General features: G+C 72.6%; 20 protein-coding genes. 10 read left to right on the top strand and 10 right to left on the bottom strand.

Annotated features, from left to right (window positions below):
- Positions 1-11: 11 nt before the first annotated feature.
- The gene (locus V1633_RS07790; RefSeq protein WP_331213511.1) at positions 12-911 is read right to left on the bottom strand and encodes a fructosamine kinase family protein; all 900 of its coding nucleotides are present in this window, start codon (positions 909-911) and stop codon (positions 12-14) included.
- 68 nt (positions 912-979) lie between these two features.
- On the opposite strand from V1633_RS07790, the gene V1633_RS07785 reads away from it, so the two are divergent.
- The 4 genes from V1633_RS07785 (at position 980) to V1633_RS07770 (ending at position 3,978) form a co-directional block, all read left to right on the top strand.
- Entirely contained in the window at positions 980-1,501 is a 522-nt protein-coding gene (locus tag V1633_RS07785; RefSeq protein ID WP_331213510.1) for a GNAT family N-acetyltransferase, read from the top strand.
- A 183-nt stretch (positions 1,502-1,684) separates the two neighbouring features.
- Entirely contained in the window at positions 1,685-2,761 is a 1,077-nt protein-coding gene (locus V1633_RS07780; RefSeq protein ID WP_331213509.1) for a DUF4192 domain-containing protein, read from the top strand.
- A 75-nt stretch (positions 2,762-2,836) separates the two neighbouring features.
- Positions 2,837-3,649 carry a molybdenum cofactor guanylyltransferase gene (gene mobA, locus V1633_RS07775; RefSeq protein WP_331213508.1) on the top strand — a complete coding sequence of 271 codons (813 nt, stop codon included), beginning with the start codon at positions 2,837-2,839 and terminating at the stop codon, positions 3,647-3,649.
- On the top strand, positions 3,646-3,978 hold the full coding sequence (locus V1633_RS07770; RefSeq protein ID WP_331213507.1) for a DUF6457 domain-containing protein: 333 nt from the start codon (positions 3,646-3,648) through the stop codon (positions 3,976-3,978). Before mobA ends, V1633_RS07770 begins: the two co-directional genes overlap by 4 nt.
- A 106-nt stretch (positions 3,979-4,084) precedes the next feature.
- On the opposite strand, the gene V1633_RS07765 is transcribed toward V1633_RS07770, so the two are convergent.
- Positions 4,085-4,687, bottom strand: a complete 603-nt coding sequence (locus V1633_RS07765) for a PadR family transcriptional regulator (RefSeq protein WP_331213506.1) — start codon at positions 4,685-4,687, stop codon at positions 4,085-4,087.
- 136 nt (positions 4,688-4,823) lie between these two features.
- Here V1633_RS07765 and V1633_RS07760 point away from each other — a divergent pair, with 136 nt between their 5' ends.
- On the top strand, positions 4,824-5,723 hold the full coding sequence (locus V1633_RS07760) for an extracellular catalytic domain type 1 short-chain-length polyhydroxyalkanoate depolymerase (protein WP_331213505.1): 900 nt from the start codon (positions 4,824-4,826) through the stop codon (positions 5,721-5,723).
- 109 nt (positions 5,724-5,832) lie between these two features.
- Entirely contained in the window at positions 5,833-6,936 is a 1,104-nt protein-coding gene (locus V1633_RS07755; RefSeq protein ID WP_331213504.1) for a T3SS (YopN, CesT) and YbjN peptide-binding chaperone 1, read from the top strand.
- A gap of 96 nt (positions 6,937-7,032) precedes the next feature.
- Here the strand turns inward: V1633_RS07755 and V1633_RS07750 are convergent, their stop codons facing one another.
- Both V1633_RS07750 and V1633_RS07745 read right to left on the bottom strand, forming a co-directional pair.
- Complete coding sequence (locus V1633_RS07750) at positions 7,033-9,054, bottom strand: beta-propeller domain-containing protein (RefSeq protein WP_331213503.1); 2,022 nt, start codon at positions 9,052-9,054, stop codon at positions 7,033-7,035.
- Positions 9,055-9,144: 90 nt separating this feature from the next.
- Positions 9,145-9,603: an Lrp/AsnC family transcriptional regulator gene (locus V1633_RS07745; protein WP_331213502.1), complete on the bottom strand. Its 459-nt coding sequence runs from the start codon at positions 9,601-9,603 to the stop codon at positions 9,145-9,147.
- Positions 9,604-9,670: 67 nt separating this feature from the next.
- Between V1633_RS07745 and ddaH the strand changes: the two genes are divergently transcribed.
- On the top strand, positions 9,671-10,495 hold the full coding sequence (gene ddaH / locus V1633_RS07740) for a dimethylargininase (RefSeq protein WP_407951977.1): 825 nt from the start codon (positions 9,671-9,673) through the stop codon (positions 10,493-10,495).
- Between the two features lie 79 nt (positions 10,496-10,574).
- Positions 10,575-11,849, top strand: a complete 1,275-nt coding sequence (locus tag V1633_RS07735) for an FUSC family protein (protein ID WP_331213501.1) — start codon at positions 10,575-10,577, stop codon at positions 11,847-11,849.
- Here V1633_RS07735 and V1633_RS07730 read toward each other — a convergent pair.
- A complete protein-coding gene (locus V1633_RS07730; protein ID WP_331213500.1) occupies positions 11,824-13,026 on the bottom strand; it encodes an ABC transporter substrate-binding protein in 1,203 nt (400 codons plus the stop codon). The two genes, V1633_RS07735 and V1633_RS07730, sit on opposite strands and share 26 nt — an antisense overlap.
- Before the next feature lie 83 nt (positions 13,027-13,109).
- Complete coding sequence (locus V1633_RS07725; protein ID WP_331213499.1) at positions 13,110-13,934, bottom strand: alpha/beta hydrolase family protein; 825 nt, start codon at positions 13,932-13,934, stop codon at positions 13,110-13,112.
- A 107-nt stretch (positions 13,935-14,041) separates the two neighbouring features.
- Between V1633_RS07725 and V1633_RS07720 the strand changes: the two genes are divergently transcribed.
- Entirely contained in the window at positions 14,042-14,638 is a 597-nt protein-coding gene (locus tag V1633_RS07720) for a bacterial proteasome activator family protein (RefSeq protein ID WP_331213498.1), read from the top strand.
- Between the two features lie 59 nt (positions 14,639-14,697).
- Here the strand turns inward: V1633_RS07720 and V1633_RS07715 are convergent, their stop codons facing one another.
- Positions 14,698-16,122 carry an MFS transporter gene (locus tag V1633_RS07715; protein ID WP_331213497.1) on the bottom strand — a complete coding sequence of 475 codons (1,425 nt, stop codon included), beginning with the start codon at positions 16,120-16,122 and terminating at the stop codon, positions 14,698-14,700.
- Positions 16,123-16,242: 120 nt separating this feature from the next.
- Here V1633_RS07715 and V1633_RS07710 point away from each other — a divergent pair, with 120 nt between their 5' ends.
- Complete coding sequence (locus V1633_RS07710) at positions 16,243-17,307, top strand: Lrp/AsnC family transcriptional regulator (RefSeq protein WP_331213496.1); 1,065 nt, start codon at positions 16,243-16,245, stop codon at positions 17,305-17,307.
- Here the strand turns inward: V1633_RS07710 and V1633_RS07705 are convergent.
- The 3 genes from V1633_RS07705 to serS form a co-directional block, all read right to left on the bottom strand.
- Positions 17,276-18,127 carry an HAD family hydrolase gene (locus tag V1633_RS07705; RefSeq protein WP_331213495.1) on the bottom strand — a complete coding sequence of 284 codons (852 nt, stop codon included), beginning with the start codon at positions 18,125-18,127 and terminating at the stop codon, positions 17,276-17,278. The two genes, V1633_RS07710 and V1633_RS07705, sit on opposite strands and share 32 nt — an antisense overlap.
- Positions 18,127-18,948 carry an HAD family hydrolase gene (locus V1633_RS07700; RefSeq protein WP_331213494.1) on the bottom strand — a complete coding sequence of 274 codons (822 nt, stop codon included), beginning with the start codon at positions 18,946-18,948 and terminating at the stop codon, positions 18,127-18,129. The genes V1633_RS07705 and V1633_RS07700 overlap by 1 nt, the downstream gene beginning before the upstream one ends.
- A 154-nt stretch (positions 18,949-19,102) precedes the next feature.
- Positions 19,103-20,359: a serine--tRNA ligase gene (serS, locus tag V1633_RS07695; RefSeq protein ID WP_331213493.1), complete on the bottom strand. Its 1,257-nt coding sequence runs from the start codon at positions 20,357-20,359 to the stop codon at positions 19,103-19,105.
- Positions 20,360-20,389: the final 30 nt, after the last annotated feature.

Here is a 20,389-nt window from a genome sequence, read left to right as displayed (position 1 = left end):
ACGGTAGCGCGTCACACCGACAGCGCGGCGCGAGCGGCCGTACCTACCGCATTTCGATACGTCGCACCGAAGATCGCGGTGTGCACCAGCAGCAGGTGCAGTTGGTGCAGCGGAACCCGTGCCCGCCAACCGTCGGCCAGCGGCCACACCTCCTGGTAGGCGTCGAGGATCTGGTCCAGGTGCGGGGCGCCGCCGAAGAGGGCGAGCTGGGCCAGGTCGGTCTCCCGGTGCCCGCCGTGCGCGGCCGGGTCGACCAGCCAGGCCCGTCCGTCGGCGCCCCAGAGCACGTTGCCCGGCCACAGGTCACCGTGGATCCGGGCGGGCGGCTCGACTCCGCCGTACCCGTCGATCCGGGAGATCAGCCGCTCGACCAGGGTGACCTCGGCCGCGGAGAGCGCGCCGCCGTCGACCGAGCGCCGCAGGTACGGCGTGAGCCGGTGTTCCGCGAACCAGCCCGGCCAGTCGCCGTCGCTCGGGGTGTTGTCCTGCGGCAGCGACCCGATGAAGCCCGGCCATTCGGCACCGAAGGCGGGCGCACCGGCCCGGTGCAGCGCGGCCAGTTCGGCGCCGAACCGCCGGGCGGCCGAGGGCGTCGGCTCGCCCGGCTCCACCCACTCCAGGGCCAGCAGCTCCGGCAACGCCACGATCACCTCCGGTACCCCGACCGCGTCCGCCTCCCGCAGCCACCGCAGCCCGGCCGCCTCGGTGGCGAAGAAGTTCTCCGGGGCACCGCCGGCCGCTCCCGCCGGACCCTCGGGCCAGCTCTTGGTGAAGATCGAACTGCCGTCGTCCAGGGTCAGCCGGCTCGCGGTGCAGATGTTGCCGCCGGGCACCGGCGTCTCCCGGATCCGCTGGTGGGTGAGGAAGAGCGGGAGCTGCCCGGGATGCGCCCGCAGATACGCCAGGTCCATCAGGGCAAGGTAGCCGTTCTTCGGCAACCCGGTGCCGGGCGGCCGGGCGGCGGGGTAGACATGACTCTGTGAGCGCCGCCGTCATCCGTCCGTACCGGCCGGCTGACCATCGGGTCGGCCGCCGACTCTGGGCGGAACTCGCGGACCACCACCACGAGCTGTACGACGCCCCGGGCGACGACCCGACGTACGGCGGTGCCGACCCGGGAGTGGGGTTCGACGAGTACCTGACCCGCCTCGACCTCTCCGGGGTGTGGGTCGCCGAGCGGGACGGCGCGGGCGTGGTCGGACTGGTCGGCCTGATCATGGAGGGCCGGAACGGTCGGATCGAACCGGTGGTGGTCACCGCTCCGCTGCGCGGCCAGGGCATCGGCCGGGCACTGCTCGGTCAGGTCGCCGAGGAGGCCAGGCGTCGGGGGCTGCGACGGCTGACCGTGAAGCCCCGGTCCCGCAACGTCGCCGCGCTGCGTCGGCTGCACGCCGCCGGGTACGACGTCCTCTCCGCCGTCGAGCTGACCGTGGAACTCCGGCCCGGCCCGGGCACCCGTCGCGACGTGGTCGAGCTGCACGGCCACCGGTTCCACACCTGACGAACCGGCCGGCTCGGGTGGAAGCCGGGAGCCGGCCGGAATTCCACGGCGGCGCGGGACGGGCCGGGGTTCGAGCCTGACCAGGGAGACTACGCGGAGTAGCTGTGGATAGTCGGGCGTGTCGTCCACAGGCCGGCGAGCGCGTACTTCTGATCATCGATGCGTTTCGTCAGGCTGCCCGGCATGACCTCGACCGATCAGGCGACCCTCGCCGTCCGGTGCACCGCCGACCTGCTCGCCGCCGTGCCGTATCTGCTCGGCTTCCGTCCCGCCGACAGCGTGGTGGTGATCGCGCTGCGTGCCAACCGGATCATCTTCGTGGCCCGGGGAGACCTGCCCGACTTCCTCGCACCGGATCCGCCCGGCGTCGGCCCTGACCATCCGGCCGGCCGAGCCGGTGGGCCGGGCGAGGCCGCCGCGCAGCTCGCGGCCGTCGTCGCCCGGCAGGGTGTCGAGGCGACCACGATCGTCGGGTACGGCACGCCGGCCCGGGTCACCCCGATCATCGACTCCCTGACCGTCGCGCTCGGCCGGGTCGGCCTGCCCGTCCTGGACGCGCTCCGGGTGACCGGCGACCGCTACTGGTCGTACGTCTGTGCCGATCCGGGCTGCTGTCCCCCGGAGGGAACCCGGTTCGACGCCTCGACCAGCCAGTTCGCCGCGGCGGCCACCTTCGCCGGGCAGGTGGCGCTCCCCGACCGCGAGACGCTGGTCCGACAGGTGGCACCGGTCGACGGTCCACCCCGGCAGGCGATGCGTCAGGCGACCCGGAAGGCGGAGGTTCGGCTGCAGGAGCTGTTGGACCGGGCGTCGGCGGCCGATCCGCTGGGGCGACGGGCGCTGCGTCGGGCCGGGCGGTCCGCCGTACGGCTCGCGATGCTGCGGCACCGTACCGGCGGCCAGCTCACCGACGACGAGCTGGCCTGGCTCAGTCTGCTGCTGGTGCATCTGCCGACCCGGGACGAGGCCTGGCAGCGCACCGGCGGGGAGGACTGGCACCTGGCGCTCTGGACGGACGTGCTCCGCCGGGCCGAGCCGGACCTGGTCGCCGCCCCGGCGAGCCTGCTGGCCTTCGCAGCCTGGCGTACCGGGCAGGGAGCCCTGGCCAGCGTGGCGATCGAGCGGGCGCTGGAGGCGCAGCCCGACTACTCGCTCGCGTTGCTCCTCGCCGAGACACTGCAGGCCGGCATCCCCCCGTCCACACTGGACGGGTGGGGCGGGCCCGGCCGGTCGCGCCGGGAGGCGTTCCGTGCCCGGTAACGGGTGTGCGCCGTTCCGCCGGCCACTTCCGGCGCTGTTGACCGTACGGCGGCAACCCCGGTTACCGTTACCCGGATGACGGGGCCTGCGGGAGTGTCGCGCTTCGCGGCGGTGGTGCTGACGGGTGGCGCCGGCCGCCGGATGGGTGGCGTCGACAAGCCGGCGCTGCCGGTGGCCGGCCGTTCGATGCGGGAGCGGGTGCTCGCCGCCGTTTCCGACGCGGAGCCCCGGGTCGTCGTCGGTACGACCGAGGGCCTGCCGCCCGGGGTGCACGGGGTCCGCGAGCGGCCGGCCGGTGGCGGACCCGTCGCGGCCACCGCAGCCGGCCTGGCCCTGCTGATCATGGCGGGTACGCCCGACGGGAGCACGGCCACCGAAGAGGGCGCGGCCGACGACGCGAGCACGGCAACGGAAATCGACGCCGTCGACGGGAACGCGGCCGTCGACGCGGGCACGGTGACGGAAATGCGCGCCGTCGACGGGAGCGCGGCCGACAACGCGGGCACGGCAACGGAAATCGGCGCCGTCGACGGGCGCGGGGTGGCGACCGTGGCGCTGCTCGCCGCCGACCTGCCACTGTTGACGGCGGCGGCGGTGCGGGAACTGCGTACCGCACTGGAGCGGGTCCCGGACGCCGACGGTGTCGTCTATCTCGACGACGCCGGTCGTCCCCAGTGGCTGTGCGGGGTCTGGCGGGTCGCCCCGCTGCGGCGCGCGTTGGGCCGGCTCGCGGCCCGCCGCGACGGTGTGCTCACGGGTGCGTCGGTACGGACCCTGATGGCCGAGCTGACCGTGGCCGAGCTGGCATGGCGGGGATCCGGCCCCCCGCCGTGGTTCGATTGCGACACTGACGAGGACCTACGCCGGGCTGAGGAGTGGATTCGATGAGCAGGATGGACGACTGGGTGACGGCGGCCTGCGCCGAACTCGACCTGACACCGGCCGACGTCGACGTGCGGGTGGTGCTGGACCTGGCCCGTGACGTCGCCCACCACGTGCTCCGGCCCGGGGCGCCGGTCACGGCGTACCTGCTCGGGATCGCGGTCGGCCGGGGCGCCGACCCGTCCACGGCGGCGGCCGCCCTGGCCCGACTCGCCACCGGCTGGCCGAGCGCCGACTCCGACACGGCGACGCCGACCGGTACCAACCCCGCCGCCGCAGCAGCGGGCGAGTCCGACGGAACGGCGAGCGATTCCGGGGCTATCGCACCGGCCTGACCCACCACGGGCCGGCAACCGGGAGCCGTGCTCCTGCCGGGCGCGGTCGGGGTGACCAGCGCATCGGCGGGCGCTGTCGGGGTGAGCAGAGCGTCGGCGGGGGTGACTAGGGGGTCGGCGGGTCGGTCGGGGTGTTCCGGAGCCTGCCGAGGTCGGTCATCTTCTCCGCCAGCCAGCGGTACCAGGCGATCCGGGCCGGGAAACTGGCCAGCGCCAGTTCCAGGGTGGCGTACGCCCCGAACTGCGGATGGCGGGGGTCGTCCGCCCTGCGGGGAGGATTGTCCGCGTCCCGGGAGAGCAGGTCGGCGTGCTGTGCCCGGAAGTCGTCGAGCCGGCGCTGGTACGCCTCGGCCTCGGCGAGGTAGAACCCCCGCATCCGCTCCGGGTCGGCCGCCGCGAGCGCGTACGTCTTCAGCACCGCCTCGTCCCGGGGAGCGCGCGGCGCGGGCGGCTCGACCAGCCAGGCGGCCAGTGCCTCGCGGCCGGCGTCGGTGAGCCGGTGGGTCTTGCGCTGTCTCGGCCCCGGACCGGCATCGGCCTCGTGCTCGATCAGGCCGGCGGCCGACAGTCGGGCCAACTCGGGATAAATCTGACTCTGCTGCGCCGTCCAGTAGTAACCGATGGGTTTGCGCATCCTCCGCACGATGTCGTACCCGGTCAGCGGACCGCGGTGCAGGGTGCAGAGCAGGGCGTAACCCAGTGTGCTCACAGTGGCCAAACTGTTACCTCCCGGTACCTCCCGGCTGCAGCATAGCTATGTCAGTTTTGACATAGTGCCGGCGGCGACGACACGGCAGAACAACACCACACCGCAGAAGCGATGCGGTGCATCGAACGGGGGACTCATGTCGTGGAAGCTCGGACGCGGAATCCTGGCGGTAACGATCACGGCCGTGCTCGGCGGCACCATCGGCTGCGGCACGGACGAGGCGACGGGCCCGGGAGGCACATCGAACCCGTCGCGCCCGGCCCGGCCGGAGGTGCCGCCGGCGCCGGGTGACCACACGCTGGGTCTCGACCAGGCGGGCACCGAGCGCACCTGGGAGGTGCACGCCCCGCCCGGATACCGACCGGGTACGCCGACCCCGCTGGTGGTCGCCCTGCACGGCACCGACCAGAGCGTCGAGGCGCTCCGCGAGAACAGTGGACTCGACGCGATCGCCGACCGGGAGGGCTTTCTGGTCGCCTATCCGAAGGCGAAGAGTCGCCAGTTCAGCCGGCTGCCCGACGAGGGCGACGACGTCAACTTCGTCCGGGCGGTGGTCGACGAGCTGGTGAAGAAGTGGTCGGTGGACCCGACCCGGGTGTACGCGACAGGCTTCTCCTCCGGCGCCGGGATGACGTACACCCTCGGGGTCGAGGCCGCCGAGGTGTTCGCCGCCATCGCCCCGGTCAGCGGCCCGTTCTCCGGTGGCCCGGCCGGGAACGACCCCGGTTACAAGCCGTCCCGTCCGGTCTCGCTGATCACCTTCATCGGCAACGACGACCGTAACGCCGCCGGGATGTACTCCGGGCTGACGAAGTGGCACAGGAACCTCGGCTGCCAGGTCGGGGAGCCGGTCTGGGTCGACAGGGGCAAGACGGTGAACCGTACGGTCAGCGAGTGCCCGGACGGCAGCGAGGTGGTCGACTACACGGTGAACCGGATGGGGCACGCCTGGCCGTCGCCCACCGGATACCGGGCGGCCGTCGACGCCACCGAGGTGATGTGGGAGTTCTTCGCCGCCCACGCCCGCCGCGCCTAGCACACGTTCGCGCCCCGAAGCCGGCCTATTGTCCGATCCGGGTCCGCACTATCCCGTGCTTTCCGTTCGCTGGGTAGGGTGTGCGGTGCCTGACGGACGGAGGCGACTAATGACGGCTGACAACCCGGAACTGCCGGGAGGCGAGCTAGCCGAGGGACACCTGGCCGATCAGTACGAGCCGATCCTGCTCGACGAGCCCACCACCGCCGACCTGCGGGTCAAGGTGACCGAGGCGTGGCAGGACTTCGCTCGGGCGTTGGCCAACCAGGTGCGGGGTCTGCCACCCGGGACGCAGATCGCCCTGACCCTCGATCCGACCGCCTCCGGCACCGGGGACGCCGTCTACTCGGTCAGCATCGAGATCGCCGAGGACGGCCGGATCGACGTACGGGCGGTAGGCAACGCCGTGCTGCCGCAGGGTTACCGGCTCGACCGGTCGGCGATCGCCGACATGATCGCGCTCGGCTGGTCGCCGCCCGGTGTGGTCGAGGGTTCCGGCGACCACTTCGGGATGCGTACGACCACGACCGAGGCGAGCCGGCTGGCCACCACGGTGTCGCGGACCCTGCGCGACGTCTACGGGGCACCACACCCGGCCTTCCTGGTCTTCCTGGTGCACGACGCCGAGGACGAGCCGATCCCGGTCGAGCCGCTCGGCACCGCCCGGCCGGAGGTGGCCGCGGATGTGAGCGTGGACCTCGACCTCGAGGAGGCACTTTCCGCCGCCCGGGCCGCCCAGGCCGCCGACGAGTCGATGGCGTTGGAGGAGCGGGTCCGGACGGTCGTCTCGGCGATGATGAAGTCGTCGGCGGACCAGCTCCAGGTCGACTCCGACGGCGACATCGGCATCCGGGCCGGCTCGGCGATGGTCTTCGTCCGGGTCCGGGACAATCCGCCGCTTGTCGACGTGTTCTCCCCGGTACTCACCGAGGTCGAACCGACCGAGCAGCTCTACGTCAAGCTCTCCGAGCTGACCAACCGGATGCCGATCGGGCGGCTCTACTGCACCAACGACACCGTGTGGGCCTCGATCCCGGTCTTCGGCCGCAACTTCCAGGCCACCCACCTGATGCTCGCCGTGCAGGTGATGACCGGCCTGGCAGACGAACTCGACGACCGGCTGCACGGCGAGTTCGGTGGTCGGCGGTTCTTCGTCGAGGGGGACAAGCCGGGGCAGCGGGACAGCGAGCACCGCACCGGGATGTACCTCTAACCGGCCCACCTCCCGGTGCGGGAACGGACGTCGTTCCCGCACCGGCGGCGACCCGCCCGGCCCGAGGTCCTCGGCGTCGGACGACGCCGAGCCCGCTCAGAGCCGGACGACGCCGAGGGTGCCGAGCGTGGTCAGGTCGGTGGCCTGGAGAGCGGTGTCGGAGACGGTCCAGAGCACGTTGCCCACCACCAGCGACCGCCGGATCGAACCCGTCTCCGGGGTGGCCGACCCGGCGTGGTCCACCAGGCCCGCCTCGGTGAGGCTGTTGGCGCCGACCCGCAGCACCATCGCCCCGCCGCCCGGCGCACCACCCTGCGGCTGGTACGTGGTCAGCGGCACCACCAGGGTGCCGTCGTCCGGCCAGTAGAGGAACGCGTGCGGGTCGAACTCGGCCTCGGAGTGCCCGTATCGGACGTGGTGCTGGGCGATCCGGGTCGGCCGGGTGAGGTCGGAGACGTCGAAGAGCGAGATCTGGGTGCCCTGGGTACGCCCCTGCGTGTCCGCCTCCTGGCCGATCCCGATCAACCGGCCGTCGCCGAGCGGGTGCAGGTACGCCGAGTAGCCGGTGATCTTCAGTTCGCCGGTGACCCTCGGTGCCCGGGGATCCCGCAGATCGACGGTGTAGAGCGGATCGGTCTGCCGGAACGTCACCACGTAACCGGTGCCCTGGACGAAGCGGACGCTGTAGATCCGTTCACCCTTGCCGAGCCCGGTGACCCGACCGGTCTCGGTCAGCGTCGACCCGTCCGCGCGCAGGACGTACACCGCGGAGCTCGACTTCGGGTTCTCGCCCCAGCTCTCGCCGGTGGTGGTGGCGACCCGGAGGTGACCGTCCCACTCCGACATCGCGTACTGGTTGACCAGCCAGCCGGGTACGGCGGCGGCGGTGACGTACCGGGGTCGGCCGGGACCGGCGATGTCGAACTGGTAGATCTCGGTCTGCTCGTCCTTCGGGTCCGGAGTGGCGGCGGTGCCGTCGGCGCGCGTCGGCAGCGCCCGCCAGCGCTGGTCGGCGGCGATGTAGAGCCGACTTCCGTTGCTGTAGACGGCGTCGCCGTCGGCGGCGACCGTGACCGGGTCGCCGTCGCCGATGCGGTCCGCGCCGAGGTCGAAGCTGAGCAGCGAGACCAGCGAGGTACCGGAGTAGACCGCCGGTCGGCTCAGCCGCTCGCAGTCGACCCGGCCGGTGGTGACCCGGCCGTCCACGATGGTCTGGTAGCGGGGCAGCCAGGCGCCGATTTCCGCCTGTTCGACGATCCTCCGGTTGGTGGCGAGGTTCTTCCTCTCGTCGACCGGCTTCGGTCCCTTGTTCAGCGGGAAGGTCAGCCGTGGCCCGGAGCGGGCCACCACCCGGACGGTCGATCCGACCTGACGGGCGTCGACCAGGTCACCGTCGAACCGGTACTCGCCGAGCACCTTCGGCGCGCCGGCCAGGTCGACCAGGATCAACCGGGGACCGACAACCGCGTTCTCGTCGATCGGTGGCATCTCGGCCCCGCCCCGCCGGACCCCCGGGTCGGGCAGTGCGATGCCGTACTGCCGGACCAGCACCAGGGCCCGGTCGCCGTGCAGCAGGAGGTTCGCCTCGGGCCACCCGTCGCGGTCCGCGCCGGGATCCAGTTCGAGGCTGCCGGTCACCCGCCGGCTCGTCGGCTCGACCACCCGCAGTACGCCCCGGCTGACCGTGACGATGCGCCGGCCGTCGGTCTTCACCAGGTCGGGCTCGTCCACGCCGGCCTCGTGCGTGTTGGTGCCGGAGTGGCCCGGACCGGCCGGTTCGGCCTGGCGGCTTCCCGCGTCCGCGGCCCGCTCGCCGCCACCGGCGGTGTCCGTGGCCACCTCCGGGCCGCCGAAGGTGCGGGCCCGGCCGTTCTGGAAGCCGTACGGCCCGACGCTCGCGCCGGCGGCGGTGCGGAGTCCGGCCAGCGCGTCGGCGCAGGAGCTGAAGGAGACGAGTCGCATCCCACCGGCCGCCGGTACGCCGGGATCGCGCGGTGGCGTCGCCACCGGATCGGGCTCGGTGGTGCAACCGGTCAGCAGGGTGCCGGTGAGCAGTGCCAACCCCGCGGAGAGCGCGGTGCCGGCGGTGCGGGAGCGACGTGCCCGGTCAGCGGTCATGCCGGCTCTGACGCGACGGCGGGCGTTCGCGTTCCCACCGGCGACGGGCCCGGCCGGCGGCCGGTTGACGGATTCCCGCGAAGAAGCTGGTCAGACGGGCGCCGGGACCACCGTCGGCGAGTCGACCAGGCGGGAGAGCACGATCATGCTCCGGGTCGAGGTGACGAAGGGTTCGGCGCGGAGCCGTTCCAGGGCCTGTTCCAGGTGGGCGATGTCGGCGGCCCGCAGGTGCACCAGGGCGTCCGCCTCGCCGGAGACGGTGTACGAGCCGACCACCTCCGGGTGCCGCCGGGTCGCGACGGCGATCTGCGCCGGGGTGGTCCGCCCGGTGCAGAAGAGCTCGACGAACGCCTCGGTGTTCCAGCCGACCGCGGCCGGGTCGATGACGGCGGTGAATCCCCGGATGACCCCGACGGCACGGAGTCGGTCGACCCGCCGCTTCACCGCGGGCGCCGAGAGTGAGACCCGGGCGCCGATCTCCGCGTACGACATTCGGGCGTCGGCGACCAGTGACGCAATGATTCGCTGGTCCACGTCGTCTATCTGCAACGTTCAGCCTCTCATAGGCAACGGTTTCGGCTGTTAGTTAACCTGCACCGTACCTACCCTTGGATCCGTGAACCAGCCGAGGATCCCCAGAAAGCGGACATACCTTCTCTGTCCGCCGGAGTACTTCACCGTGGAGTACGCGATCAACCCCTGGATGGACGTCACCACCCCGGTCGACTCCGAACTCGCCGTCAAGCAGTGGTACCGGCTGCGGGAGACCCTGCTGGACCTCGGCCACACGGTGCACGAACTCACCCCGGAGCCGGGACTGCCCGACATGGTCTACGCGGCCAACGGTGCCTTCGTGGTGGACGGCACCAGCTACGGCGCCCGGTTCCGGCACCGGCAGCGGGCCGCCGAGGCGGAGAGCCACCGGGCCTTCTACGAGGCGTACGGCTGGCGTCACGTGTCGCCCACCGAGACCAACGAGGGCGAGGGCGACTTCGCCTACCTCCCCGACGCCTACGGCGGCCTGATCCTCGCCGGCTACGGCTTCCGTACCTCCGCCGCCGCGCACGCCGAGGCACAGGAGGTGCTCGGCCGGCCGGTGGTCTCGCTGCGCCTGGTCGACCCGCGCTTCTACCACCTGGACACCGCGCTGGCCGCGCTCGACGACCGGACCGTCGTCTACTTCCCCGAGGCGTTCTCCCCGGCCTCCCAGCAGGTCCTGGCCCAGCTCTTCCCGGACGCGATCCGGGCGGACGAGGCCGACGCGGTCGCGTTTGGGCTGAACCTGGTCAGCGACGGCCGGCACGTCGTACTGAACAGCGAGGCGACCGGGATGGCGGCCAAGGTCGCGGCGGCCGGCTACCTCCCGGTGCCGGTCGAGCTCTCCGAGCTGAAGAAGGGCGGCGGCAGCGTGAAGTGCTGCGTCGCCGAACTCCGGCCGTAGCCGTACCGGTCGTCCGTACCGGTCGGAGCGGAGTTCGTCTGTCGAGGTGTCGACGACCCTGTGCCGGGTAGCACCCGCCATGACGGACTCCGGTGTTCCTCCCCGGCCCCCGCTCGTCGCGCTCCTCGCCCGGCTGCGTCGGTACGCGACGGGCGCCAGGCGGCGGGGCACCGAGGAGACCCGGCTCCGGGTCCGACAGTTGGAGATCATCGTCGTGATCTCGGTGCAGGCGGGACTCGCGGCGGCGCTCGCCTGGTGGGTCGCCCACAACCTGCTCGGCAACCCCAGCCCGGTCTTCGCGCCCAGCGCGGCGGTGGGCACCATCGTCACCGCCATCGGGCAGCGCAGCCGACGCACCCTCGAGCTGCTGGCCGGCGTCGGGTTCGGCATCGCCGTCGCCGACCTGATGGTCTACGCCCTCGGCACCGGACCCTGGCAGATCGCACTCATCGTCAGCGTCTCCATCGGGATAGCCCTGGGCCTGACCGGCCGTACCGGAACGCTGGTCGCCCAGGTCGGGGGTACCGCCGTACTGATCGCCACCCTCTCCCCCAGCGAACGCGACCTGGAACTGCCCCGGATCGTCGACGCGGTGACCGGCGGTGTCGTCGGCCTGGTCGTGGTCGCGCTGCTGCTGCCGGTCAATCCGGTCCGGGTGGTCGACCGGGCGGCCGAACCGGTGTTCACTCTCCTCACCACACAGTTCAGGGAGATCAGCCTGGCGCTGCGCGAGCGCGACCAGGAACGGGCCCGCCGGGCGTTGGACGCGCTGTGCGGGATGGGACCCGACCGGGACCGGTTGCGGGACGCGATCAGCGGCGCGGCGGAGGTGGTTCTCCTCGCACCGGCGCGGTGGCCCCTCCGCCAGGAGTTCGAGCGGTACACCCGAGGGATCGACCGACTCAACCGGGTGATCGAGGGGAGTCAGGAACTCGCGCACCGCGCGGCGGTGACGATCGAATGCGGGGAGCCGGTGCCCCGTCGCCTGCCCGACGCGATCGAGCGGCTGGCGGACACCCTGGCCCACCTGCACAGCGCCGGGCGTGCCGGGCGGGACCTGGCACCGGTCCGGCGTCGTGCGGTCGTGGTGGCCCGGCTGGCGGGGCGGGCCCGCAGTGCGGGGCTGGACAACTTCGGTGACGCCATCGCCGCGCAGATCCGGATCTCCGCGGTCGACGTGATCCGGGCGACCGGCTGCCCGGGCGGCGCGGCCGTCCAGATGGTCCGGGGCGCCGCACAGCGCGGCGAGCACACCGGACGGCCCGGTGCCGGACGCGACGAGCGGGGTCGGCGGGATGGACCACGCGCCGGCAGGCTGACCAGGGGATTCAGCCCAACGTCGCCAACTCGTTGATCAGTACGTTCGACAGCACCTGACCGTCCCGCTGCACCCGGCGCAGGTACCACTTCTGCTGCGGGGTACGGGGCTGGTTGAACTGCCACGCCCCACGGGGGCTGTCGATCTGCCCGACCCGGCCGAGCGCCAGGTTCAGGTTCAGCGAGGTCAGGTCGTTGCCGGCGAGCCGGATCCCCTTGTCGAGCACCTGCGCCGCGTCGTACGACGCCATCGCGTACGTGGTCGGGGTCGAGCCGTGGGCCTTGCGGAAGGCGGAGGCGAACCGGCGGTTGGCCGCGTTGTTCAGGTCCGCCGAGTAGTTGAGCGAGGTGACGATCCCCTCGGCCTCGGCGACCTTGAGCTGGTCGAGCACGGTCCCCTCGGTGAGGAAGCCCGGCGCGTAGATGTCCTTGCGGTAGCCGGCCTCGTGCAGCCGCTTGAGGAACTCGACGGCGGAGTCACCGGAGAAGAAGCAGTAGACCGCCTCGGGATCACGGGCCATCACCTGGTTGATCACCGTGGCGTACGCGTTCTTGCCGGGTTTGCCCTTGATGTAGCTGGTCCAGATGACCGGGTCGGCGATCCGCTGGTCGGACTCGCCGAAGCTCTGCCGGAAGCCCTGGACCGCGTCGAACCCGGCGTCGTAGTCCGGCGCGACGATCGCGATCCGGCCGCCGGCGGGGATCCGCTGTGCCATGTACGGGGCCAGCGCCCGCCCCGGCTCGTCGTTGATGTACGAGGTGCGCCAGATGTAGACGACGCTCTGCAGCGTCGCCGGGGAGGCGTTGGAGCTGATCAGCGGAATCTTCGACTGCTCGACCTTCTCGCGGATCGCGGACATGACCGCCGAGGTGACCACCCCGGTCAGCGCCAGGACCCGCTTGCCGATCAGGTTGTCCAGCGCGGCGGTGCCGGACTGGACCGTGTCCCCCTCGTCGGCGATGATCAGATCCACCGGGTGGCCGCCGAGTCGTTGGTCGTTCAGGTCGAGGTAGAGCTGGAATCCCCGGACCATCTCGTCGCCGATCGCCTTGTAGGCGCCGGACTGGGCGGCGATCATGCCGATCCGGACCGGTTCGTCACTGAGCCCGTCCCCGGTCTCGCTGTTGCTCCACCGACCGCACGCGGCGGCCAGCCCGGTGGCACCCAGCGCACCCAGCAGCCTGAGGGCCTGTCTGCGGTCCATCTGCGACACGAATTTCCTCCCGGAGGGGCGGTCGGATCGCAGCCCCTCCGGCGTTCTACCGGCTACGCGACGCTGCGTCAATGGCGAGGAGATCACTCGACGAAGGAATGTAACGCGGCTATCACCGCAGACCACGCGGGGGATAGCGGGTCGATGACGGCGAAATGCTCACAGTCCGGCAACTCGATCAGACGGGGCCCGGCCGGGGTGAGCGTCGCGTAACCGACACTCAGTTCCACCGGTACCCGCTGGTCCTGACGTCCGTGCACGATCACGGTCGGTGCCTTCGGTGGAGCGTTCCGTGCCGGGTCCGCCGCCGCGTACCGTTCGGGCACCTCCTCGGGACCGCCACCGAGCAGCTCGGCGACCGCGCCACCGTCCAGGTCCAGCCGGTACGCCTCGGCCAGGTCCGTCACCGGGGCCAGGGCGAGTACGCCCCGTACGTCGTCCGGCGCCTGGAGGGCGTACCAGAGCGCGAGATGGCCACCGGCGGAGTGGCCGAGCAGGATCGGCCCGCCCGGGGCGACCCGACCGGTGGGGAGCGCCGCCCGGGCCAGCCCCGGCAGGGCGGAGACGCCGGCCAGGACGTCGTCGAAGGTGCCCGGCCAGCCGCCGCCCGGTTGACCGGTCCGCCGGTACTCCAGTTGGGCCACCGGCCAACCCCGGACGGCGAGGTCGGCGGCGAGCGGGCCGGTGTGCTGACGGTCGTACTCGACCCGCCAGAAGCCGCCGTGGATCACCACGACCAGTGGCCGGGGCGGTCCAGGGGCGGGTATCCGCAAATCGGCGACCTGATCGGGGTGATCGCCGTACCGGATCCGCAGGTCGGGCGGCGGTGCCGGCCGGTCGAGGACGGCCCGTGGGTCGGCGGGCGCGGCCACCGGTTCGCCGGAGACGGCGGCGGGGTTGTCGGCCATGCGCGGACCGTACCGGGGGGTGCCCGCCCACCCACAACCGGTGCCGTACCGACGGGCGGAGCGGTGCCGACGCGCGCCGACCCGACCGGTTGCGCAAAGATGGGAGCATGACCGACGTGCCACGCTCCCCGGAAGACAACAACGAGTCGACCAGCCAGGGAAACCGGCCCGGCGGTGCGGTGCTGGTGGTCGGCCCGGACGGGCGGCCGGTCGGCACCGTGCCGACCGAGGGCGATCATCCGGGCGAGGACCCGTCCCGGCTGATCGAGCAGCCGGCGAAGGTGATGCGGATCGGCAGCATGATCAAGCAGCTGCTGGAGGAGGTCAAGGCCGCCCCGCTGGACGACGCCAGCCGGCAGCGGCTCCGGGAGATCCACCAGCGGTCGATCGTCGAGCTGGAGGACGGGCTCGCTCCCGAGCTGCGCGAGGAGCTGGCCCGGTTGTCCCTGCCGTTCGGCGAGGACGCGACGCCGAGCGAGGCCGAGCTGCGGGTCGCCCAGGCCCAGCTGGTCGGCTGGCTGGAGGGGCTGTTCCACGGCATCCAGGCCGCTCTGGTCGCCCAGCAGATGGCCGCCCGGATGCAGTTGGAGCAGATGCGTTCCGGCGGTCGCCCGGCACTGCCGATGGGTCCCGCCGGCATGCCCGGGATGCCTGGCGGCCACGGGCCGCAGGGTGAAGGACCCAGCCCCGGCCAGTACCTCTGAACTCCGCCGCCGGTCACGAACCGTGACTCGGGAGAGAGCCGGTCGGTCCGGCCCGGCTCTCAGATCCGGACGGCCGGTCGGGGCCCCGACGGGGCGCCCGGCGTCTCCCGGGTGGCCGGACCCGGCCGACGACCGGAGCGGACGAGCGCGAAGGCGAGCACCGCGCCGACCAGACCGAGCGCGCCGGCCAGCAGGTAGCTGGTGTTGAGCGCGGTGGCGACGTCGGCGGCCGGCCCGGCCGGTCCGTCGGCCGCGGCGAAGACGCTGCCCAGCACCGCCACCCCGATCGCCAGCCCGAGCTGGCGGGCCGAGTTGAGCGCACCGCCGGCCATCCCGGCCCGCTCCCGGGGCACCGCGCCGAGCAGCGCCGACGACAGCGGCGGCAGGGCCAGCCCGGCACCCAGGCCGACGCAGACCATGCCGGGGATGAGCACCTCCGCGCCCGAGTCGGCGTGCACCCGGGCCTGCAGCAGGTCTCCGACCCCGATCAGCAGCAGCCCGACCGAGACCGACCAGCGGGCCGGCACACCGTGCCCGAAGCGGCCCATCAGCAGCGGCACCACAAACGAGACCAGACTCATCGGCATGATCACCAGGCCGGTGCCGACCGGCCCCAGCCCGAGCCGGTCCTGCATCCAGATCGAGGCGTACGGGAACATCGCCCACGCCGACAGGGACAGCAACGCCCCGGCCACGATGAGCCCGACGAACGTCCGGTTCCGGAAGAGCCCGAGGTCCAGCATCGGCTCGGCGGTCCGGCGCTCGACGGCGACAAACGCCAACAGCGCCAGCGCGGCCAGCAGCAGCGGAGCCCAGGAACCCGGCTCGGACCAGCCGGCCTCGCCGCTGTGGATCAGCCCGTACGTCGCCGCACCCGCCGCCACGGTGAAGGTGAGCATGCCGAGCGGGTCCAGCCGTCGGTGCCCCCGCCCGTGCCCCGGGGCGACGGTCAGCAGCGTGATCACGATGGCCAGTACCGCCACCGGTACGTTCACCGCGAAGATCCACGGCCAGCCCAGGTGTTCGGTGAGCAGCCCGCCGATGATCGGGCCGGCGGCCGCGGCGGCGCCGTTGACCGCCCCCCAGACGCCGAACGCCAGCGCCCGGTCCCGCCCGTGGTACGTCGTACCGAGCAGGGCGAGCGTGGTGGCGAACATCGCCGCCGCCCCGATCCCCTGCACCGCTCGTCCGGTGATCAGCAGTCCGGTCGACGGGGCCAGGGCGCAGCCCAGCGAGGCGAGCGCGAAGAGCCCGAGCCCGCCGACGTAGACCCGGCGGTGACCGAGCCGGTCGGCGACCGTACCGGCGCCGAGCAGCAGCGCGGCCAGGGCCAGCGCGTACATGTCGACGACCCACTGCAGGCCGCCGAAGGACGTACCAAGGTCGGCCGACATGGCGGGCAGCGCGACGTTGACGATGGTGACGTCGACCAGCAGCATGAACGCGCCCAGACCGACCGCGACCAGTGGACACCACTTCCGCATGGGCTGCGCTCCCGAGGTACGACCCGACAGGTCCGTGTCCCACTCTGCGGCCGGGAGAACCGGAACGACTCGTTCCACCGCCTACTGCGGCGGAAACCCGCATTCGCCCAGACTGGGACGGTGGAAAGCGGCATGGACGAGCGCGACCAGTGGATCATCCAGGCGCTCCAGTTCGACGGCCGGGCCTCCTTCGAACGGATCGGCCGGGCCGTCGGGCTGCCCGCCCAGACCGTCGCCCGTCGCTACCAGCGACTCCGTGCCGACCGGACGGTACGGGTGGTCGGGCGCAGCCCGTACTGGGCCGTCGGCGCGACGCCGTGGCTGCTGCGGATCCAGTGCACCCCCGACCGCGCCGACCGGATCGCGCTGGCGCTGGCCGAGCGGACGGCCACCACCTGGGTACGTACCTCCGGCGGTGGCGAGATCGTCTGCGGGCTGCGCGCCGGTTCGCCCGAGGAGGAGGAGAACCTGCTGACCCGGCTGGACCGTACGCCCCGGGTGGTCGGCTTCACCGCGTACTGCATCCTGCACCGGTTCCGGGCCGGTCGGGCGCCGTGGCGCGGCTGGCCCGCCCCGCTCGACCCGGCCGCGGTGGCCCTGCTCACCGCCGACCAGCCCCCCACCCCCCACCCGGCGGCCCCCGACCGGGCCGAGCCGACGGGCCGGGGCCAGCCAGCCGACCCGCCGCAGGACAGCGGGCGGCGGCGAAGACCCGAACTGACCCCCGTCGACCTGCACATCCTGGCGGAACTGGGAGTCGACGGCCGTACCCCGGTCAGCGACCTCGCCGCCCGGGTCGGCGTCTCCGAGTCAGCGGTCCGGCGCCGGCTCCGGGCACTCCAGGAGGCCGGCGTGCTCCACTTCGAGGTGGACTTCGACCCCCGGGCCGTCGGCATGCGCACCGAGGCGATGCTCTGGCTCACCGTGCCGCCGTCCGCCCTCGCCGAGGTCGGCGACACCCTCGCCGGGCACCCCGATGTCTCCTTCGCGGCGGCGACCAGCGGCCCGGTCCCGCTCGCGGTCAGCCTGCTGCTGCCCGACCTGTCGGCCGTCTACGCCCATCTGACCGGTACGGTCGGGGCGCTGCCGGCGGTCAGCCGGGCCGACACCACGATCTTCGCCCGCACCTGGAAGCGGCAGGGCGGCCCGCCGCTCAGCGGTGTGCCGCGTCGGAGTCCGGGCTGACCTCCCGACCGGCGGTCCCGAGCAGCGTCTCCAGGTACGCCGCGACCCCGTCGGCGTTGTGGTCGTCGGTCACGTCGTCGGCGATCTCCCGTACGGCGGGATGCGCGTTCGCCACCGCGACCCCCCGGCCGACCCAGGTCAGCATCGGTACGTCGTTCGGCATGTCCCCGAAGGCGATCACGTCGGCCGCGTCCACCCCGTGTCGGGCGCAGTACCAGGCCAGTCCGGCCGCCTTGGTCACCCCGACCGCCGAGATCTCCACCAGCCCGCTGTACGAGGAGTGCGTCGACTCGGCGAGCCCGGCGAGCGCGCCAGCGACGACCCGCAGGAACGCGTCCGGATCCTGCTGGCCGGCGCGGACCAGCAGCTTCACCGCTGGTGCGGCGTGCAGTTCGGTCGGGTCCCCGACCTCCCGGCTGGTCGGGATCCCGTAGTCCCAGCGCGCCTCGTAGCCCGCCTCGTGCCGGAACTCCCGACCGTCGGTGATCTCCACGGCGAAACTCGCCCCGGGCACCTCGGCGCGGAGTCGCCGGACCACCTCGGCGAGCAGTTCGGGGGCGAGCGGGTCGGCGCGCAGCACGGTGTCGGTGTGCGGGTCGTACACCACCGCGCCGTTGGCGCAGACGGTCGGCAGCGGCTCGCCGAGCTGGTCGTACACGTGGTGCAGCCAGCGGATCGGACGACCGGTGACCAGGACGACGCCGACCCCGGCGGCGGTGATCCGGCCCAGCGCCTCGACAGTGCGCGTGCTCAGGGTGCCGTCGGAGCGGAGCAGTGTGCCGTCGAGATCGGTGGCGACCAGCCGGGGTAGTTCTCCCATCAACGGGAGAGTAACCGATCGAGGTAGACCGCGACGCCGTCGTCGTCGTTGCGCAGGGTGACCTCGTCGGCGGCCCGCCGGACCAGGGGGTGGGCGTTGGAGACCGCCACCCGGGCCCAGCCGGCCCACTCGAACATCGGCAGGTCGTTGGGCATGTCGCCGAAGACCAGGACCTCGGCGGGGTCGACGCCGAGGGTCTCGGCCACGACGGCGAGCCCGGTCGCCTTGTCCACCCCGGGCGGGCAGATCTCGATGAATCCGAGGCCGGCCTGGGTGACCGTGGCCTGGGTCGGCGGCACGATCCGGCGGGCGATGGCGAGCAGGGTGTCGACGTCGTGTTCCGGCGCCCGGGCGAATGCCTTGATCACGTCGTTGCTCAGGCAGTCGAGGCGGGCCCGCGCCTCGAACCGGTCCTGGTAGGGCCAGCTCGGGTCGAAATCACCCCAGAGCGGGGCGTTCGGCGCGTCCGACGCCTCGACCATCACGGTCATCGGGCCGACCTCGGCCTCCAGCGCGTGCAGCAGCGCGGCCAGCGTCGGGCCGGACAGCCGCTCGTCCCGGAGTACCACCGGGCCGGCCGGGTCGGTCTGGTCGACCACCCGGCCGCCACCGGCCATCACCAGGAAGTCGGCGGCCCGGATGTCGTTACGGGTGAGCTCGGTGAGGCGTGGGCCACGACCGGTGGCGCCGACCACCGGGATGCCGGCGGCCCGCACCCGGTCCAGCACCTCGTGCGTGTACGCCGAGACGGTGTCGTCGGTGCGGACCAGCGTTCCGTCGAGGTCGGTGGCGATCAGCTTGGGCAGTCCGGGTCGGGGCATGGCTCCTCCTTCCGCCCTGCCACCCGTCGGCCGCCCGTGAACAGCGGAAACGCCGGTCCTACCGGGTCAGCTGGCGATGGCGGGGCAGCAACCGTACCTCACGTTGTGCTGCCGTTCCATGACTTTTGTGTGAAGTACGGCTCGCCTTCCCGGGTCAGTTCGGTTCGAGCACATCCCGACCGCCGAGGTACGGCTGGAGTGCCTTCGGGACCCGTACCGAGCCGTCCGGCTGCTGGTGGTTCTCCAGGATCGGCACCAGCCAGCGGGTGGTGGCGAGGGTGCCGTTCAGGGTGGCGGCGGTCTGTGGCCGGCCCTGCTCGTCCCGGTACCGCACGTTCAGTCGACGGGCCTGGAACGTGGTGCAGTTCGAGGTCGAGGTGACCTCGCGGTACCGACCCTGCGACGGCACCCAGGCCTCGCAGTCGTACTTGCGGGCGGCGCTGCTGCCGAGGTCGCCGGCGGCCACGTCGATCACCCGGTACGGGATCTCGACCTTCGCCAGCATCTCCTCCTCCCAGGCCAGCAGTCGCAGGTGCTCGTCGTGCGCCTCCTCCGGACGGCAGTAGGAGAACATCTCCACCTTGTCGAACTGGTGCACCCGCATGATGCCCCGGGTGTCCCGGCCGTACGAGCCGGCCTCCCGACGGAAGCAGGACGACCAGCCGGCGTACCGGATCGGCCCGGTCAGGTCGAGGATCTCCCCCGAGTGGTACGCGGCGAGCGCGACCTCGCTGGTGCCGACCAGGTAGAGGTCGTCGGCCTCCAGCCGGTACACCTCGCTGGCGTGCGCGCCGAGGAAACCGGTGCCCTCCATCGACTCCGGCTTGACCAGGCTCGGGGTGATGCTGGGGACGAAGCCGTACTCCACCGCCTGGGCGATCGCCAGTTGCAGCAGGCCGAGCTGGAGCAGCGCACCGACCCCGGTGAGGTAGTAGAAGCGGCTGCCGGACGCCTTCGCGCCCCGCTCGACGTCGATCGCCCGCAGCCCCTCGCCCAGTTCCAGGTGGTCGCGCGGGTTCTCGATCTCCGGCTTGGTGCCGACCTCGCGGAGCACCAGGTAGTCGTCCTCGCCGCCGGGCGGCGTACCCGGCTCGACGACGTTCGGAATCGCCAACTGGGCTCGACGCAGGGCCGCCTCGGCCTCGCCGACCCCCGCCTCGGCCGCCTTCACCTCGGCGGAGAGTTCCTTGGTCCGGGCCAGCAGCTCCGTCCGCTCGGCCGGGTCGGCCTTCGGCATCCGCTTGCCGAGCTGTTTCTGCTCGGCCCGGAGCGCCTCGAAGCGCTGGACCGCCGCCCGCCGCTCCTCGTCGGCGCGGAGCAGGTCGTCGACCACGGATTCGGATTCGCCACGGGCACGTTGGCTGGCACGTACGGTGTCCGGGTCGTCGCGGAGCAGGCGCAGGTCAATCACGGGAACCGAGCCTACCGGGGGCGGCGGCAC

The sequence above is a fragment of the Plantactinospora sonchi genome (assembly GCF_036422035.1).
GTDB lineage: Bacteria > Actinomycetota > Actinomycetes > Mycobacteriales > Micromonosporaceae > Plantactinospora > Plantactinospora sonchi.
This window is presented reverse-complemented; position numbering and strand designations above follow the sequence as displayed.

Bases quoted from the DNA above. Each gene is read 5' to 3' on its own strand.
- V1633_RS07700 (WP_331213494.1), bottom strand. From the start codon at position 18,948: ATGCCCCGACCCGGACTGCCCAAGCTGATCGCCACCGACCTCGACGGA.
- V1633_RS07725 (WP_331213499.1), bottom strand. From the start codon at position 13,934: ATGGCCGACAACCCCGCCGCCGTCTCCGGCGAACCGGTGGCCGCGCCC.
- V1633_RS07720 (WP_331213498.1), top strand. From the start codon at position 14,042: ATGACCGACGTGCCACGCTCCCCGGAAGACAACAACGAGTCGACCAGC.
- V1633_RS07715 (WP_331213497.1), bottom strand. From the start codon at position 16,122: ATGCGGAAGTGGTGTCCACTGGTCGCGGTCGGTCTGGGCGCGTTCATG.
- V1633_RS07750 (WP_331213503.1), bottom strand. From the start codon at position 9,054: ATGACCGCTGACCGGGCACGTCGCTCCCGCACCGCCGGCACCGCGCTC.
- V1633_RS07705 (WP_331213495.1), bottom strand. From the start codon at position 18,127: ATGGGAGAACTACCCCGGCTGGTCGCCACCGATCTCGACGGCACACTG.
- V1633_RS07790 (WP_331213511.1), bottom strand. From the start codon at position 911: ATGGACCTGGCGTATCTGCGGGCGCATCCCGGGCAGCTCCCGCTCTTC.
- mobA (WP_331213508.1), top strand. From the start codon at position 2,837: ATGACGGGGCCTGCGGGAGTGTCGCGCTTCGCGGCGGTGGTGCTGACG.
- V1633_RS07735 (WP_331213501.1), top strand. From the start codon at position 10,575: ATGACGGACTCCGGTGTTCCTCCCCGGCCCCCGCTCGTCGCGCTCCTC.
- V1633_RS07770 (WP_331213507.1), top strand. From the start codon at position 3,646: ATGAGCAGGATGGACGACTGGGTGACGGCGGCCTGCGCCGAACTCGAC.
- V1633_RS07755 (WP_331213504.1), top strand. From the start codon at position 5,833: ATGACGGCTGACAACCCGGAACTGCCGGGAGGCGAGCTAGCCGAGGGA.
- V1633_RS07760 (WP_331213505.1), top strand. From the start codon at position 4,824: ATGTCGTGGAAGCTCGGACGCGGAATCCTGGCGGTAACGATCACGGCC.
- V1633_RS07780 (WP_331213509.1), top strand. From the start codon at position 1,685: ATGACCTCGACCGATCAGGCGACCCTCGCCGTCCGGTGCACCGCCGAC.